The 16,596-nt window shown below is 54.8% G+C and carries 13 protein-coding genes; 2 read left to right on the forward strand and 11 right to left on the reverse strand.

Annotated elements, in window-relative coordinates:
- Window positions 1–118 precede the first annotated feature (118 nt).
- The 5 genes from mdtP to yjcS all read right to left on the reverse strand — a co-directional run bounded on the left by mdtP (window position 119) and on the right by yjcS (window position 7,152).
- Window positions 119–1,585: a multidrug efflux transporter outer membrane subunit MdtP gene (mdtP, locus tag FEK47_RS16405; RefSeq protein ID WP_135486794.1), complete on the reverse strand. Its 1,467-nt coding sequence runs from the start codon at window positions 1,583–1,585 to the stop codon at window positions 119–121.
- The gene (mdtO, locus tag FEK47_RS16410; RefSeq protein WP_138183273.1) at window positions 1,582–3,633 is read right to left on the reverse strand and encodes a multidrug efflux transporter permease subunit MdtO; all 2,052 of its coding nucleotides are present in this window, start codon (window positions 3,631–3,633) and stop codon (window positions 1,582–1,584) included. The genes mdtP and mdtO overlap by 4 nt, the downstream gene beginning before the upstream one ends.
- A complete protein-coding gene (gene mdtN / locus FEK47_RS16415) occupies window positions 3,633–4,664 on the reverse strand; it encodes a multidrug efflux transporter periplasmic adaptor subunit MdtN (RefSeq protein ID WP_135486793.1) in 1,032 nt (343 codons plus the stop codon). Before mdtN ends, mdtO begins: the two co-directional genes overlap by 1 nt.
- 18 nt (window positions 4,665–4,682) lie before the next feature.
- Window positions 4,683–4,958: a YtcA family lipoprotein gene (locus tag FEK47_RS16420; RefSeq protein ID WP_135486792.1), complete on the reverse strand. Its 276-nt coding sequence runs from the start codon at window positions 4,956–4,958 to the stop codon at window positions 4,683–4,685.
- 208 nt (window positions 4,959–5,166) lie between these two features.
- Window positions 5,167–7,152 (reverse strand): alkyl sulfatase YjcS, encoded by a 1,986-nt coding sequence (gene yjcS, locus FEK47_RS16425; RefSeq protein WP_138183274.1) that lies wholly within the window; start codon window positions 7,150–7,152, stop codon window positions 5,167–5,169.
- A gap of 290 nt (window positions 7,153–7,442) precedes the next feature.
- On the opposite strand from yjcS, the gene FEK47_RS16430 reads away from it, so the two are divergent.
- Window positions 7,443–8,150 (forward strand): response regulator transcription factor, encoded by a 708-nt coding sequence (locus FEK47_RS16430; protein WP_130205859.1) that lies wholly within the window; start codon window positions 7,443–7,445, stop codon window positions 8,148–8,150.
- Here the strand turns inward: FEK47_RS16430 and FEK47_RS16435 are convergent.
- From FEK47_RS16435 to FEK47_RS16460, 6 genes are read right to left on the reverse strand one after another with little or no spacing between them, the layout of a single operon-like run.
- The gene (locus FEK47_RS16435; RefSeq protein WP_135486791.1) at window positions 8,147–9,148 is read right to left on the reverse strand and encodes a carbohydrate kinase family protein; all 1,002 of its coding nucleotides are present in this window, start codon (window positions 9,146–9,148) and stop codon (window positions 8,147–8,149) included. The genes FEK47_RS16430 and FEK47_RS16435 overlap by 4 nt on opposite strands.
- On the reverse strand, window positions 9,145–10,005 hold the full coding sequence (locus FEK47_RS16440) for a ketose 1,6-bisphosphate aldolase (protein ID WP_135486790.1): 861 nt from the start codon (window positions 10,003–10,005) through the stop codon (window positions 9,145–9,147). Before FEK47_RS16440 ends, FEK47_RS16435 begins: the two co-directional genes overlap by 4 nt.
- A gap of 14 nt (window positions 10,006–10,019) precedes the next feature.
- Window positions 10,020–10,703: a D-lyxose/D-mannose family sugar isomerase gene (locus FEK47_RS16445; RefSeq protein ID WP_135486789.1), complete on the reverse strand. Its 684-nt coding sequence runs from the start codon at window positions 10,701–10,703 to the stop codon at window positions 10,020–10,022.
- Window positions 10,704–10,757: 54 nt separating this feature from the next.
- Complete coding sequence (locus FEK47_RS16450; RefSeq protein ID WP_001237475.1) at window positions 10,758–11,699, reverse strand: ABC transporter substrate-binding protein; 942 nt, start codon at window positions 11,697–11,699, stop codon at window positions 10,758–10,760.
- Between the two features lie 30 nt (window positions 11,700–11,729).
- Entirely contained in the window at window positions 11,730–12,704 is a 975-nt protein-coding gene (locus tag FEK47_RS16455; RefSeq protein WP_130224331.1) for a ribose ABC transporter permease, read from the reverse strand.
- Window positions 12,701–14,221, reverse strand: a complete 1,521-nt coding sequence (locus tag FEK47_RS16460) for a sugar ABC transporter ATP-binding protein (RefSeq protein ID WP_135486788.1) — start codon at window positions 14,219–14,221, stop codon at window positions 12,701–12,703. Before FEK47_RS16460 ends, FEK47_RS16455 begins: the two co-directional genes overlap by 4 nt.
- A 113-nt stretch (window positions 14,222–14,334) precedes the next feature.
- Between FEK47_RS16460 and FEK47_RS16470 the strand changes: the two genes are divergently transcribed.
- On the forward strand, window positions 14,335–16,596 hold the full coding sequence (locus tag FEK47_RS16470; RefSeq protein ID WP_138183275.1) for a hybrid sensor histidine kinase/response regulator: 2,262 nt from the start codon (window positions 14,335–14,337) through the stop codon (window positions 16,594–16,596).

A 16,596-nucleotide genomic window follows, 5' to 3' on the forward strand; every position in this document is an offset into this window, starting at 1 on the left:
GGCTATTCCCTGATATTACGGGCACTATTTATTCAAAACTCTGACGAAAAACAGGCTGTCGTCAGTTTTGACGTGACGAAACGAAATACCGCGTGACAGCCATCACGCGGCAGACATTTTATTTTTTCTCAACGACGGGAGCCGCCTGATACCCGCCGCCCAGCGATTTCATCAACTGAATACTTTGAATCACCCGGCGGCTGTCCAGCATCAGTAATGACATCTCTTCGGAAAGCACCGGCAACTGAGCTTCGGTGGCCAGTAAGCGGCTGGTTAGACCGCGTTGGTAGGCGGCGTCGGCGGCACGCTGGGTGAAGCGGGTTGCTTCTACGCGTTCTGCCTGCATCTCCCGCTCGTCGTTGAGCGTTTGCAGACGTGTGCCATTGACTGCAACGTCGCGCACCGCGTTCAGTACTGACTGGTTGTAACGTTCAATCATCATGTTGCTGGCGGCGCGAGTGCCTTCGAGATTGGCATTCAACCGTCCACCGTCAAACAGCGGCAATTTCAGACCCGGGATGAAGTTGAACTGGCGACTGGTTTTTTTGAATAAGGTATCCAGGTGGATGGAGTCCAGACCGAAAAACGCTTTGATATCAAAGCTCGGGTAGAACAACGCCCGCGCGGAATCTACCTGGTCTAATGACGCCTGAACATACCAGCGCATGGCTTGCAGATCCGGGCGTCTGGCGAGCAACTCATAAGAGAGCGTCGCCGGAATACCGGTCTGTACTTGCGGTAATGCCACCGGTTTGATCTCCGGCATATCGCTGGCTCCCGCGCCAATCAATGCGCGCAGAGATTCTCGCGTTTCGGTGATTTGCCCTTTGACGGCAGCAATTTGTTTATCGACGGCCAGAATCTGCGCCCGCGCGCCGTGGAAAGGCACTTGTGCTTCCAGACCGTGCGCCACTTTACTCTGGTGCGCTTTCACCGCGTAATCAATCACATCGCGAGTTTGTTCTAACAGATCGAGCATCTGGTAGCTGGCCTGCATACTGTAATAAAGCTGCGCTACGCCAGTGGTCAGCGATAGCTCTACTGCTGCGGTTTCTGCCAGCGCTGCATTATGCGCGCCAATAGCGGCGGCAACCGCCGAGCGATGTACACCCCACAAATCAAGATCCAGTCCGGCAAACAAACCTACTGTGGCTTCCGTATAGTACGGCCCGTCCATACCCAGTGCTGGCGCATCCATTGAATAAGGGCTTAAAAAACCGTTCGCCGAGACACGTTGGCGGTTGAGCATCCCTAACGCCGCCACCTGCAATTGTGAACCGGCATCTAACAGGTCGGCCTGTGATTGCGCTTTTTCTTCCCGCAGTTTCGCTTCAGCAAGCGTGTGTGAACCTTGCAGCGTGTGCTGGATCAGGGCATCCAGTTGCGGATCGTTAAATTGTTTCCACCACTGCGCCTGCGGCCAGCCGGAACTGGCCAGATGAATATCATCGGCAAGTTTGATTTGTTCCGGTTTGAGCTGTTGATGAGGCGCAGAATCCTTACGTACCAGGGCACAGCCGGAAATCAGCGTCGTGCTGCCGAGAATGCTGCACAACAGCAGGCGTGAAAGTTGACGATTGATCATTGCGTGGCTCCTTGTGCCTGTTCCGTGGCGGGCGTTAATGCCGGGGCTGTCCAGTCTGGCAAGCGGGCGAAAAGCTGGCAGACGTGTTGCTCCTGTTTTAATAAGGTCGGCAGGATGGCCTGCGAGGCGGGTGTTTCTTCAAGCGTTATTTGAGGAGAACGGCTGAGTGCGGTTGCCAGACCGGCGGCGTATTTCTCCAGTGCGTCGGCAAACTGGCCTGCTCTGTCAGGCTGTAGTGCGTTATCCAGCGCCTGCGCCGAGTTCCAGGTTGCATCCCAGGCGTGAAGAATGTCGCGTCCCTGACGAATAACCGTTTGCGAACGTTCAATCAGTAATGCGCGTTCTTCGCTGTCCAGTTGACGTTCCAGCGCTACGCGTTGGCACATCTCTTCACAGGCATTAAACGCCGCATGCAGACCTATGCGAATTTGCAGATAAGTGCGCAGAGCCGTGGCTTCCTGCTGGCGTGGGATCCGCATTACTTTACTTAACATACCCAGCGCGCCAGCCAGTTTTTGCGGCAGTGTGCGCGCTTCACTTTCAGGCCAGACAAAGGTGTAAATCACCGCGGACACCACGGTACCAATGATGATACCCAGGGCGCGATCGCGAATTTCCACCAGGTCGTACACCGGGCCAAAAACGTTTTCGAGCGTGGCGAGCGCGAAGGTGACCACCATCTGTGTGCCGATATAAGAAGAGCGTTCAGAGCTGGTGGCAATCCATGCGCCCAACAGGAAAATCGGTGCCAGCACAAACAGCAATTCGACAATATTGTCCAGCCAGGGCATGACCAGTAGCGTGAATAACAGCGCCAGAATCGCGCCGCAAAAAGCCCCGCCAAAACGCAGCACCATCTTCTGGTACGACGAACCGACGTTCGGGTTAGCGACGATCACGCAGGTCAGCATACAGGTGTGAATGCCTTCCCAGTCGACGCCGCTGTAGAAGGTGTAACAGATCAAACAGGCGAGCAGCGTTTTTACCGCGTAGCGAATATAGTCTGGATTGGTAAAAGCATCGGCGACCATTGACGGCGGTTTGGCGGCGGGCGTTGGCGGCGTATTCGGGTCCATCTGACCCAGTTGCAACAACGTCTGGCAGATATTCTCCAGGTTACATTCCCGTGCTGCCATCGCTTCACTTTCACTGATCCGCCAGTCGCTTTGCCAGCACCGACCTTCGGCAATGGCATGTTGCAGTTTGTTGATTTCTGAGGCTAATTTTTGCCGAAATTCAATGATTGCCTGAGAATCAGCAAAAGAGGTGGGATCGTAGCGATTCAGCGTCGAGTAAATGTAGGTTACCGTTGCCACGCAGCTTTGCCACCATGCGCTTTGAGTTCGCCAGTTGGCATCGTCCGCGAGACAAAAGACATTGAGTTTTTGCAGCGCCAGCGCCTCTCTTTCAATCCGCGTTTCGGGTAGCGGTGCGAGGCTGTCCGTCAGGTGACTAATGGCATCATCAAGCCGATCATTAAGTGCCTGATGCATTTGCGTAATGGCACGACTGGGAAACCACAGCACGCCGATTAACGTCATCAATAACGTTGGGTAGAGGCCGACAACAATACACCACAGCGTTAAGCGCACGACCACTTCCGGATAGTCGAGCATGGCGGGGAAGGTTTGCCCGTAAATAGCGACAATGGCAACGGCGAAAAAGACCAGCCCCAGCCGATGGGTGCGCATCAAAAACATGCAGCCCATCAGGATCGGCCCGGCGATGATCAATCGGATCAACGGTTCGCCGTATGACCATTTGTAGATCAAAAACAGGCTGGCGATCTCCAGCACCGTGGCGACCACAAATAAGATCGCCACAAATTTGGTGTAAAACGCGTTCGACTGAATACCGTAAAACAGCACTGCCAGCGATAACGCCACGAAGGGGATCTCAAAGGTCATCGAGATCAGAATCACCAGCAGGCAGCCTACCCAGAGTTGCACGGTCTGCGGCACGCGGCCAGGTCGCCGCTCGCTTAACTCTTCATGAAAGAACGCCAGCAGCCTGACCACCGGTAATGGCAGGGAGTTGAGCGCGCTCATTATTGCGGCTCAAGATTAGCGACTGCCGAAGCGCCGATGCGGAACATTTCCGGATCAGGTTTATCAACCATGATTTTGACCGGAAAACGCTGGGCGACGCGGACCCAGTTAATAGACCGTGACACTTTCGGCAGGCCGCCCAGCACCAGGCCGCCGTCATCCGGTAGCACGCCGTAGCCAATCGAATCCACTTTACCCTCGAAGGTTTTGCCGCTGTCGCTCATCAGGCGAATCGTTGCGGGTGTACCTGAGCGAATATTTTTCAGATCGGTTTCGCGGAAGTTGGCGATCACGTACCAGTGACGAGTGTCGATTAGGGTGAAAATAGGGCGCATGGCAGAAGCAAATTGCCCAACCGAGGTTTTGAGGGAAATGACCCAGCCATCAAACGGCGCGCGAACGGTCGCCATTTCCAGATGCAGTTTGGTCAGCGCGATATCCGCTTCGACCGCCGCTCGTTGGGCGACCAGTGCATCGACGCCGCTGACGGCGCTGGCGGCTGACTGCGCCTGTAACAATACGGCATTAAGATCGGCTTCTGCGGCGCGCTGCGCAGTTCTTGCACGGTCAACGTCTTCCGCTGAGACAAAACCTTCTTTCAGTAATGGCTCGGTGCGGCGTAATGTATCGCTGGCCTGTTTTGCCGCGGCACGGGCTTTTTCTACCGTGGCATTAACCGAGTCGGCACCAAACTGTTGCGCGTCAACGCTACGCTGGGTGAGCATAATTTGCTTATCCAGCGCCGCGAGGGAGGCTTCGGCTTTCGCCAGATTGGCCTCGTATGGGCGCGGGTCGATGCGAAACAGCAAATCGCCCTGTTTCACCGCCTGGTTGTCGGTGACCGCCAGTTCTACAATGCGACCGCTGACTTCCGGCACCACATCAATGGTATCTGCTGACGCGTAAGCGTCATTAGTTGATGGCGCACTGTCTACGCGCCAGATAACGAAAACAAGGGCAACCAGCGCCAGCGTAACCACTAACAGAGCAGGGAATTTACTGCGAGGAGCTTTATTCGGCGTACTTTCCATGAGCGCGTCTCAAATAGATTAGAAAAATGCCAGCCAGAACAGCATGGCGTAGAGAGCAAAAAGGGCGGTATAAATAATTCCGACAAATGCCAGATTGATATTTGCCCGCTGAATAATTCGCCTCGTGATGAGCGTCAAAATAAGGCTGGCAATGGCGCAGAAAAACCAGCTGGGATAATAAGCGCCGATCACCGGGATTGCCGGAGATAATGAGCATCCCGAAACCATGAAGATGGGAATTATCCAGGCTATTTTTTTGAGTTGCATCGCCATGCGAGAGAGAACTGTTGGCATATTAAATACATCCTGTCTGCTGCGAACAATATCTGTAGTGAATATCAATATCCATTGAAGGCGTCAGTATGGCTATTTTCTTGATGAATAAAAATAGCTTTATTCAGCCACCGCATTCATAACTTATATATTTTATTTATTAATTGGTTGTATATATTTTTAAAATAAATGCTTTTGGGGGCTTCAGTGCCCCCAAAAGCGAGTGGCATTAATTTGGGGTTACGATATTCACCCACAAATCGAAATTATCCAGACAGGCAATAATTTCTTCCAGTTTCGCGCCATTACCAATAATTTTGGCTTTCTTCGCTTTTACCAGATCCGCCATTTTGGCTTGTCCGGTCAGCACGGCGTGCAAATCTTCACGGCTGATGTAGAAAGAGGCGTCGGCTTGGGATTGCAGCGTTTTACGGTAGTTAAGCACGCTATCGTTCAGCGTCAGGTTGAGGTTATCGCCGTTGCTCATATTGAAGTTCAGGCTGATATTTTTACCCGCAGCTTTCGCGCTATCGAGGCGAACGGACATAAAGTCGAACAGCATTTCGACCGACATCCCGCGAATGGTGTCCGGGGAACCGGTGGTGCCGTGGCTGAACTTATGCACCCCTTCGCGCAGCTCTTTCGCGCCGGTCAGGTAGAAACCGCGCCAGGTGGCGGACTCGGCCTGATAGCCCAGCTGTTCAAAGTTATTCGCTTGCAGATTCTTCGCGACCTGGTCACCCGGGTTGGCGGCAATCACCTGTTTCAGCAACTCTGCGGACCAGCGATAATCACCTTGCTTGTTCGCTTCTTTCGCCAGGTTGATGACACGGGCAGAACCGCCCAGCGCCTGCACATAACGTTTACCCATCTCCACCTGACCATACGGATGCAGGTTAGCCGGGTTACCGTCGTAATAGCCAAGATAGAAGTTATACACCGCGCGGGCGTTGTGGCTGACAGAACCGTAATAGCCGCGGCTGGCCCAGTTATTGGCAAGCGCAGGCGGCAGCTTAATCATGTCGCCGATTTCGTTCATGGTGTAGCCCTGGTTCGCCAGGTGCAGGGTCTGGTCGTGAATGTACTTGATAGTATCGCGATATTTACCAATATAATCATTGATATGCTTATTGCCCCAGACCGGCCAGGTGTGCGGCATAAACAGGACTTCCGCGTCGTTACCCCACATATCCAGCGTTTCGTTCAGATACTCGGTCCACTTGCTGGTGTCGCGGGTTTTCGCGCCGCGCAGAGTGTAGAAGTTGTGCAGGGTATGCGTGGCGTTCTCGGCGGTACACAGGGCTTTCAGAGCCGGAATATAGAAGTGCATTTCGGCTGGCGCTTCGCTGCCTGGGGTCATCAGGAAGTCAAACTCCAGGCCGTCGATAATCATCTTCTCGCCAGTTCTGACGATAGTTTTAGTCGGTGCAATAATGCTCGGGTCGCCCGTTGCCAGCGTCACGCCAAGGCCATTACCCACGTTGCCTTGCGCGTTGTGCGGCAGTAACAGACCGTAAGAGTAGAGCGCACGGCGGCTCATGATGTTACCCGCCAGCACGTTTTCGCTGATGGCTTCGTCCATAAAGCCAGCCGGAGCGATCACCTGAACTTTGCCGGATTTCACATCAGCTTCAGAGATAATGCCTTTCACGCCGCCATAGTGGTCGGTGTGGCTGTGAGTGTAGATAACGGCAACAATCGGTTTTTGCGGACGATGCTGGAAGTAAAGGTCAAGTGCGGCTTTTGCGGCAGGCGGCGTTACCAGCGGGTCGATAACAATAATGCCTTTCTCACCTTCAACGAATGTAATGTTAGAGATATCCTGGCCGCGCACCTGATACATTTTATCGGTGACTTTGAACAGGCCAGAAATACCGTTGATTTGCGACTGACGCCACAGGCTGGGGTTTACGGTTTCCGGCGCAGCGGCATTAATATCAAATTTGTAATCGTCCGCGCGGTAGTAAACTTTACCGTTCGCATCACGCAGAATACCTTCATCCAGCAGCGGAGCGATAAATCCACGCTGGGCATCGTCAAAATCCTGACGATCGCTAAACGGTAATGATTTGGCGTAATTCTGATTAACCTGCTGGGTATATTGAGTGGCGCCTTTCGCTTCATCTGTTGCGTAAGCGGTATTTATCATCATGCCGCTGACGGCGGTTAAGGCAATAACAATCCTGCTCAAACGGAATAACCGAGAGTTATTCATATAAATCTCCATTTATCATTTATGTCGTAAATATGTAATCCATGCAAAATACGTCATTTAAAGCTGGCGTTATCATAATTGGGAAACGACGAATTGAATAAGCAGAAGTGTGAACAGAATCGGCCATTTTATTAGGCATTTGTGCTGAAGAGGGAAAATTACGGCATATTTATTATTGTCATCAATAATGTGACCTAACTTATGTTTTTATTATATATATTGCTTTTCTCTTTCACTTCGGCAAGAAGTCCGCACAATGATTAATCAGGTGAATAATTCGGAGTATAACCATGAAACCTGTTGTGCTGGTGGTGGATGATGACACGGCTATCTGCGCACTGTTGCAGGACGTGTTAAGTGAACATGTCTTTACGGTTTCAGTCTGCCATACCGGGCAGGAGGCAATATCACGTGTTGAGGGCGATCCTGATATCGCGCTGGTGGTGCTGGATATGATGCTACCCGATACCAACGGCCTGAGGGTATTGCAACAATTACAGAAAATGCGTCCTGCACTGCCGGTGGTGATGCTGACCGGCCTGGGCAGTGAGTCTGATGTGGTGGTCGGGCTGGAAATGGGCGCAGATGATTACATCTGCAAGCCGTTTACCCCACGGGTAGTGGTCGCGCGACTAAAAGCGGTGCTACGGCGCGTTGGCGCGCTGGTGGTCAATGAGGAGAAAAACGCCGGGCTGTCATTCAATGGCTGGTATCTCGATACCACGCGCTGCCAGTTGCACAATCCGCTACAACAACATGTCGAGCTGACTCAGGGCGAATATGGCTTGTTACTGGCCCTGGCGCAAAACGCTCGTCGGGTGTTAAGCCGCGAGCAGTTGCTGGAGTTCACCCACAGCGACAGCGTGGAGGTGTTTGATCGCACCATCGACGTATTAATCATGCGCTTACGACGCAAAATCGAACTAAACCCGCATCAGCCGATGTTGATTAAAACTCTGCGCGGTCTGGGGTATGTCTTCGCTGCCGACGTGCACTAATCCGACATTTCTGTTTGCAGTTCTTCCAGCGTTTTTGCCCCGTCGATAGCATTGGCGCATAACAGGCTTGCCCGCGCGCAGGCGTGTGCCAGTTTGATGCTCTCGGTAAGCGTCCAGCGTTCATGGCAGCCATATAAAAATCCGGCACAAAATGCATCGCCCGCGCCGACGCTGCCGATAATTTCCCGTTGTTCTAACTTTTGCGAAGGGATCCACACGCCGCCCTGTTCCGGTGTCTCTCCCCAGGCACCTTCCGGACAGTGGATCACCACTCGCTGGCGTACGCCCGCATCTAACAGTTCACGCGCGGCGGCAGCAATATGCACGATATGCGGTTCGCCGTTAGGTAAGCGAATTTCCAGCCCGCTAAACTCCCCGGCCTCCAGTTCGTTAATTACCAGATAATCCAGATGACGCAACGCGGGCAGCACCATCGGCTGATAACGCGGATCGCCCTTGCGGGAGACAAGGTCGAGCGAGGTTTCAAAGCCAGTATCACGCATTTGCGCCAGCAGGCGCGCGCTACGGGTGCCGTAAACATCGTCCGGCATATCCAGGCTATCGAGCAACAGTAAATAGCCGAGATGGAAAATCTTCATGCTGTTATCGAGCTGATCGAACGCCGGAAGATCAAGCAGTCGGTTAGCGCCCGGCGAATGGAAAAAGGTGCGCTGCCCGCCTGGATCGGTCATCACCTGCGACATCGACGTCGGGGCAAAGGTGGTGCGCTGCACATGCTGGCGATTGACGTGATATTGCTCAAGCATCGCCATAATGTAATCGCCGTCGCTGTCCTGACCGATTAGCCCGACCGCCTGTAACGGCAGCCCGGTGCGCATTTTCGCCAGCGTCAGCAGGACGTTAAGCGGCGCACCTCCGGTAGAGCGTTCGCTGTGGGTGATCTCCGCCAGCCAGCCGCGCTCTGGCCACTGGATAATCTGATGGACGTGGTCAACCAGCATATTGCCTGCGGCGATAATCCCTTTACGTTCCATCATGCTTGCCCCGCACTGCCGAAAATACGCATCTGTTGTGCAACCGTATCGCTGATGGCGGCTTCCACTGCCAGCAGTAACTCGGCGAACTCGTCATACATCGGCTGACGGCGCGCCATTCGGGCCTCAACGGCTGCCAGCGCCGCTTGCGACATACCCGTGTAGAAATTGATTTTGTGGATACCCAGTTCTATGGCGCGACGGAAATCGGCATCGCTAATCCCTGAGCCGCCGTGTAACACCAGCGGGATAGCCGCCTGCTGGCGGATAGCGTCGAGGCGCGGGAAATCGAGTTTCGGTTCGCCGCGATATTTGCCGTGTGCATTGCCAATCGCCACGGCCAGCGCGTCAATGCCGGTACGGTCGACAAAATCACGCGCCAGCTGCGGATCGGTAAACAGAGATTCATCGGCATGACCGTAAAGCGCACCGCCTTCGTCGCCACCTACCGCCCCCAGTTCAGCTTCTACCGATACGCCAACGGCATGGCACATTTTCACCACTTCCCGCGTCTGGCGGACATTTTCTTCATACTCCAGCGTGGAGCCGTCAAACATTACCGAGCTGAATCCCAGCCGCAACGCTTGCACCACCGATTCAAAATGCAGCCCGTGATCGAGATTTAACACCACCGGAATGGCATGGCGCGCCGCTTCAAATTTCACGGCTTCGACCAGGGAATCCAGCGAGATATATTTAAAATGTACTTCGGCAATGTTGATAATAAACGGCGAACGTTCTTGTCTGGCCGCAGCGAATAGCGCGCGTAAAAAGTGTGAGTCCAGCACATTAAACGCACCTAACGCATAGCGATGTTCGCGGGCATGAGCCAGCCCTTCAGCGAGAGAAATCAACGGCATAACGTTCTCCTTATTCAGCGGAACTGGCGGTATTCGTTACACAACACCAACTGGGCCGGTTCGTCTTCGTCAATCAGGTTGTAGCGGTCCAGCGGCTGTAAAAAGTGGTTATCGTGGTCGTCGTCATTAACAGAAGAGACTTCGCCAACCAGCACATCGCCAAAACCGGCTTCTGCCCAAAAGCTGTGATAAAGGCCTGGCGGCAGGCAGATACTTTCGCCGGGAGACAGGCGCAACTGACTGCCTGCGGTATGTTTCTGGCGGCAGCCGTCGATCACCACCGTAACGTCGCTATCAACCGTTTGCTCGTTGCTATCGGCATTCCATAGTTCAACAATCAAATTGCCGCCGCCGCGATTGATAATGTCCTCACGCTTACGCCAGTGAAAATGCATTGGCGTTACCTGCGCATCGCGCACATGCATGATCTTCTCGGCGTAACATTTCGCATATGGCATTCCTTTTGGCGAACCGTTACGCAGGGTAAACAGCGTCAGCCCCTGTGCTGCAAAGTTGTTGCCACCAAAAGCGGTAACATCCCAGCCGAGTTTGAGATCAAAAACTTCCTCCCACGCGGTGGTGTCGAGTTGTTGCCATTGGGCAGGCGTGAAACTGGCAAAGGGCGGAAGATGCACGTCATGTTGCGAAAAGAATTGCCGTGTATGACCGAGAATGTCGTTTATAGCGGAGCGTTTCATCGAAAGCGTTCTCCTTAGCGGTGGCCGGGCAGCTGCGCCGCCCGGCGTGTGGACTTATTTCACCGTCCAGCCTTTGTAATTGCCGACGTTGTTTTTGTCGATCATCGTCACCGGGATCAGCACCGGCTCTTTCGGTGCGGGTTTGCCCTGCAAAATGTCGTAGCCAATTTCCACTGCTTTCGCAGCCATCACCTGGGGATCTTGCGCAGGGGTGGCGACAAACAACGAGTTCTCACGTTTCAGCGCCTCTTCGGCATCTGGGCTTCCGTCAACGCCGACAATAAAGAACTCGTTACGTTGTGCCTGTTTTGCTGCCAGATCGGCACCGATCGCGGTGGGATCGTTAATGGCAAATACACCGTCGATCTTCGGATTTGCCGCCAGCAGCCCGGTCATCACCTCCAACCCGCCTTCACGACTGCCTTTGGCGTTCTGGTTGTCAGAGAGCACCTTGATGTCAGGATGGCGTTTAAATTCAGTCTGGCAGCCTTCAACGCGGTTTTGCACGGCGGACACCGGAGGCCCGTTGATGATCACCACGTTGCCTTTGCCTTTCAGGCGATCGGTGATGTATTTACAGGCCATTTCGCCTGCCTGGGTGTTATCAGAAGTGATGGTCGCATCGGCGCCTTCTGCCGCCACGTCAACCGCCACCACCACGATCCCGGCGTCTTTTGCCCGTTTCACCGCCGGGCCGATCCCTTTTGAATCGGCAGCGTTGAGGATGATCATATCGACGTTAGCGGCGATAAAGTTGTCTATTTGCGACACCTGCTGGCCCAGATCGTAGCCGCTGGACACCAGCGTCACTTTGACGTTATCGCCCGCCAGTTTGCGCGCTTCCAGCTCCGCACCTTTGGTGATCTGCACGAAGAATGGGTTTGCCAGATCGCCCACCGTCACGCCTATCGATTTCAATTCTTTCGCCTGGGCGAAGGGGGCCGCGGCCAGCAGCGCGCCTGCACAGAGCGCGGTCACTAAGGGCTTCAATCTCATGCTGTATTCCTCATGTGTAGGGTATTGTTGTTATGCGCTTTGATGATGTCGGGTACGGTATTTGTCGATCAGCACCGCAATGATGATCACCGCCCCTTTGATCACCAGTTGCCAGAAGTAAGAGACGCCCATTAAGGTCATGCCGTTGTTTAGCGTGGCGATAATCAGCGCCCCAACCAGCGTGCCGGTGATGGTGCCGATGCCGCCAACGAAACTGGTGCCGCCGAGGATCACCGCCGCAATGGCATCCAGTTCGTACCCCATGCCTAAGTTGCCGTTGGCGCTGTACAGCCGCGAGGCGCTCATAATCCCGCCAAGCCCTGAAAGCAGGCCGCTCATGCCATAAACAAACAGCAGCACCAGCCAGACCTTAATGCCGGTAAGACGCGCCGCCTGCATATTGCCGCCGACGGCGTAGATATGAACACCAAGCGTGGTGCGGCGCAGAATAAACCAGCACAGCACAATCACTGCGAGGGCAATCACCACCAGCCACGGGATCGGCCCGAGATAGTTATTACCTATCCACTCGAAATTAATGTTGGAGTTGATGACCGTGGTGCCGTCCGCCAGCAGATACGCCGCCCCGCGTAGCGCCGTATAGGTGCCGAGCGTGACGATAAACGGTGGCAATCCGGCAAAGGCCACCAGCGCGCCGTTGAACAACCCCAGCAGCAGGCCGAGCATCAGCGCCGCTGGAATCGACAGCATGGCGAACTCCGGGCTAAGGGAGACGACCATCGCCGCCACCGCCGTGGTGCCGAGAATTGAACCTACAGAAAGATCGATTCCGCCAGTCAAAATGATGAAGGTCATTCCCGCCGCCAGAACAATGTTGATCGACGCCTGGCGGGTAATATTCAGCAGGTTACTTTCGGTAAAAAAGTTTGGCGCGATAAAGCCAAATACCGCCACGATCAGAATCAAAATGGGCAAAATGCCGACCGTTTGCATCAGATCGCTCATCAGCATTTTTTTGGCAGAGGTCTTTGCAGAGGTCATCATGAGGGCACCGCCTGGGAATGGGCGTCGTTGACGCCAGTCGCTAAGGTCATAATGTTTTCCTGGGTGATGTTTTTGCCGTTTAACTCACCGGCAATGCTGCCTTCGCGCATCACATAGACGCGATCGCTCATGCCGACTATCTCCGGCAGTTCGCTGGAGATCATCAGGATCGCCACGCCCTTGCGCGCCATCTCGTTCATGATCCGGTAGATCTCGCTTTTTGCGCCGACGTCCACGCCGCGCGTGGGTTCGTCGAGCAGTAAAATGCGTGGGCCAATTGTCACCCAGCGGGAGATCAACAGTTTTTGCTGATTGCCGCCCGAAAGCCCGCCCGCGCGTACCTGGGCATGAGGCACGCGGATGTTGAGCAACTTGATGGCGTCATCGGAGATGGTTTGTGCTTTTTTGCGATTGAGCATTCCCCAGCTGGCATCGCGCTCCAGGGTTGCCATGGTGATGTTTTCGGCTGCCGCCATTTCAAGGAATAAGCCTTGTTCTTTGCGATTTTCGGTGAGAAAACCAATGCCAAGATCGATAGCTTCGCGCGGGGAGTGGATCACCACCGGTTCACCATCGACTTCAATCATTCCGCCTGTCGCTTTATGCACGCCGAAGATCAACTGCGCCAGTTCGGAACGTCCGGCACCCACCAGTCCGGCGAGGCCGACAATTTCGCCGGAACGCACCAGCAGACTGCTCGGCTGCACTTTGCCACCGTCGGTCAGGTGGTGAACATTCAGGCGGGCTTTGCCGAGCGGGATATCGCGCTCTTTATTGAACAGATCGCTCAGCGGCCTGCCGACCATCATCCGCACCAGTTCAGCGGCGTTGAGATTGTCGCGGGTCAGGCTGCCAACGTATTGCCCGTCGCGCAGCACGCTGACGCGATCGGAAAGCTCATACACTTCCGCCATGCGATGGCTGATATAGATAATCGCCATCCCTTCATCGCGCAGCCGCATAATCAGTTCAAACAGGCGGTGAGTTTCACGCGAGGAGAGGGCGGCGGTGGGTTCATCCATCACCAGAATGCGGCTGTTGCGATGCAGCGCGCGGGCGATTTCGACCTGTTGTTGCTCGGCAATGGTCAGCGTCATGACTTTATCGCTGGCGTTAAACTGCGCGCCGAGGCGGTCGATCACTTTTTGCGCCTGCACCAGCATCTCTTTACGCTGCACCAGCCCGCCGTGGGAAAGCTCGCTGCCGAGGAAAATATTTTCTGCCACCGTCAAATTGGGTGCCAGCTGCATCTCCTGATAAATCAGCGTAATACCGGCGCTTAAGGCATCTTTTGGCGTGCGAATGTGAAAGGGCTTGCCGTCAATCAGGATCTCGCCGCTGGTGGCGGTATACGCCCCCGCCAGCACCTTCATCAGCGTGCTTTTTCCGGCGCCGTTTTCCCCCATCAGGGCATGGATCTCGCCAGGGTAAACCGTCAAATCCACCCCCTTGAGCGCGTAAAATTTGCCGAAGGCTTTGGCAATATTGCGCATCTCCAGAACCGGCGTGCTGTTCATGGTGGACTCCTGCGAGGTTGTCGATATCAGCACTCCATCACAGGAAAGTAAATGCAAAATGTCAGAAGCCGTTCATATTTGTCATATTGCGATTTTTCTTTACGGAGCGTGATATGGCGCACCCCGGACGTCACTTTTTTGCCAGCGCGCGCGGGCGATTGCTGCTTTTGAATTTGCTGGTGGTGGCGGTGACGCTGATGGTCAGCGGCGTGGCGGTAATGGGCTTTCGCCATGCCAGCCAGATGCAGGAGCTGGTGCAGCAGCAAACGGTGGATGATATGACCGGCAGCCTGAATCTGGCGCGCGACACCGCAAACGTGGCGACGGCGGCGGTGCGATTGTCGCAGGTGGTGGGAGCGCTGGAATATAAAGGCGAGGCCGAGCGATTGCAGGAGACACAGCGGGCGTTAAAAATCTCGCTTGAGCAACTGGCGGACGCGCCTTTAGCGCAGCAGGACGCCGGGCTGGTGACGCGAATCATCACGCGTAGTAACGAACTGCAAACCAGCGTCGGCGGAATGCTGGAGCGCGGGCAAAGGCGGCATCTGGAGCGTAACGCGCTGTTAAGTTCGCTATATCAAAACTTAAGTTATCTGCGGCATTTGCAAAAAGTCACTCACGCGGAAGATGACATTTTGCTTAACGAGATGAACCGACTGATTGTTGCCGCTATTGCCACGCCCGCGCCGCAGGCGATTATTCATCAACTGGTCGGGGTGATGTCTGCGCTGCCGACCCACAGCGATACGCCATTGGTTAATACGCTACTCACTGATTTCAATGATGAACTGCGCAAACTCGCGCCGCTTTCGGCAGCTCTCGAGCAAAGCGATCTGGCGATCAGCTGGTATATGTTCCACATCAAAGCGCTGGTGGCGATCCTCAATAGTGACATTAACCATTATGCCGAACAGGTAGCGACGCTCTCCGGTCAGCGGGTGGCGCAAAGTTACCAGGATCTGCGCTCTGGCGAGAGGGTGATCATGATTTTCGCCCTGTTAGCGGTGGTGATCACCGCGTTTGCAGGTTGGTATATCTATCGCAATCTCGGCTCTAACCTGACGGCGATCTCCCGCGCCATGAGCCGCCTGGCGCACGGCGAAGCGGACGTCACTTTTCCGGCGTTACAACGGCGCGATGAGCTGGGTGAACTGGCGCGCGCCTTTAACGTCTTCGCCCGCAATACCGCATCACTCGATCGAACGTCACGGTTGTTGAAAGAGAAAACCACGCAGATGGAGATTGCCCAAACCGAGCGGCAGGGGCTGGAAGAGGCGCTATTGCACAGCCAGAAGTTGAAAGCGGTCGGGCAACTGACGGGCGGGCTGGCGCATGATTTTAATAATCTGCTGGCGGTGATCATTGGCAGCCTGGAGCTGGTGAACACGGATTCGCCCGACGCGCCGCGAATACAGCGGGCGCTGCAAGCCGCCGAACGTGGGGCGCTACTGACCCAGCGGCTACTGGCGTTTTCCCGCAAGCAGTCCTTACATCCGCAAGCCGTTGAACTGAAAACACTGCTGGAAGAGTTAAGCGAATTAATGCGCCACTCCTTACCGACAACGCTGGCGCTGGAGATTGAAGCGCAGTCTCCGGCGTGGCCCGCGTGGATTGACGTCAGCCAGCTGGAAAACGCCATCATCAACCTGGTAGTGAACGCCCGCGATGCGATGGAAGGGCAGACGGGAATCATCAAAATTCGCACCTGGAATCAGCGCGTTACTCGCAGCAGTGGGCAGCGACAGGATATGGTGGCGCTGGAGGTCATCGATCATGGCAGCGGCATGTCGCAGGCGGTGAAAAGCCAGGTGTTCGAGCCGTTCTTTACCACCAAACAGACGGGCAGCGGCAGCGGGCTGGGCTTGTCGATGGTCTATGGTTTCGTGCGCCAGTCCGGCGGGCGCGTGGAAATTGAAAGCGCGCCGGGGCAGGGAACAACGGTCAGATTACAGCTTCCCCGTGCGCTGACGGCGGCGAAAAACCTATCGCCAGCGACGGTAGAGCAGACAGCTGTCAGCGGCGATAAACTGGTGTTAGTGCTGGAAGATGAAGCCGCGGTGCGCCAGACCATCTGCGAACAATTGCACCTGCTGGGCTATTTGACGCTGGAAGCGAGCAGCGGCGATCAGGCGCTGGACCTGCTGGCGGCATCAGCAGAAATCGATATCTTTATCAGTGATTTAATGCTCCCCGGCGGCATGAGCGGCGCAGAAGTGGTCAATGCAGCCCGCAAACTTTACCCGCACCTGACGCTGCTACTCATCAGCGGCCAGGATTTACGCCCCAGCCATAACCCCGCGCTGCCCGATGTGGCGCTACTGCGCAAACCTTTTACCCGCGCGCAGCTGGCGCAGGCGCTGGGGCAAGAGAATTGA

It is taken from the genome of Escherichia sp. E3659, from assembly GCF_005781135.1.
Classification (GTDB): Bacteria; Pseudomonadota; Gammaproteobacteria; order Enterobacterales; family Enterobacteriaceae; genus Escherichia.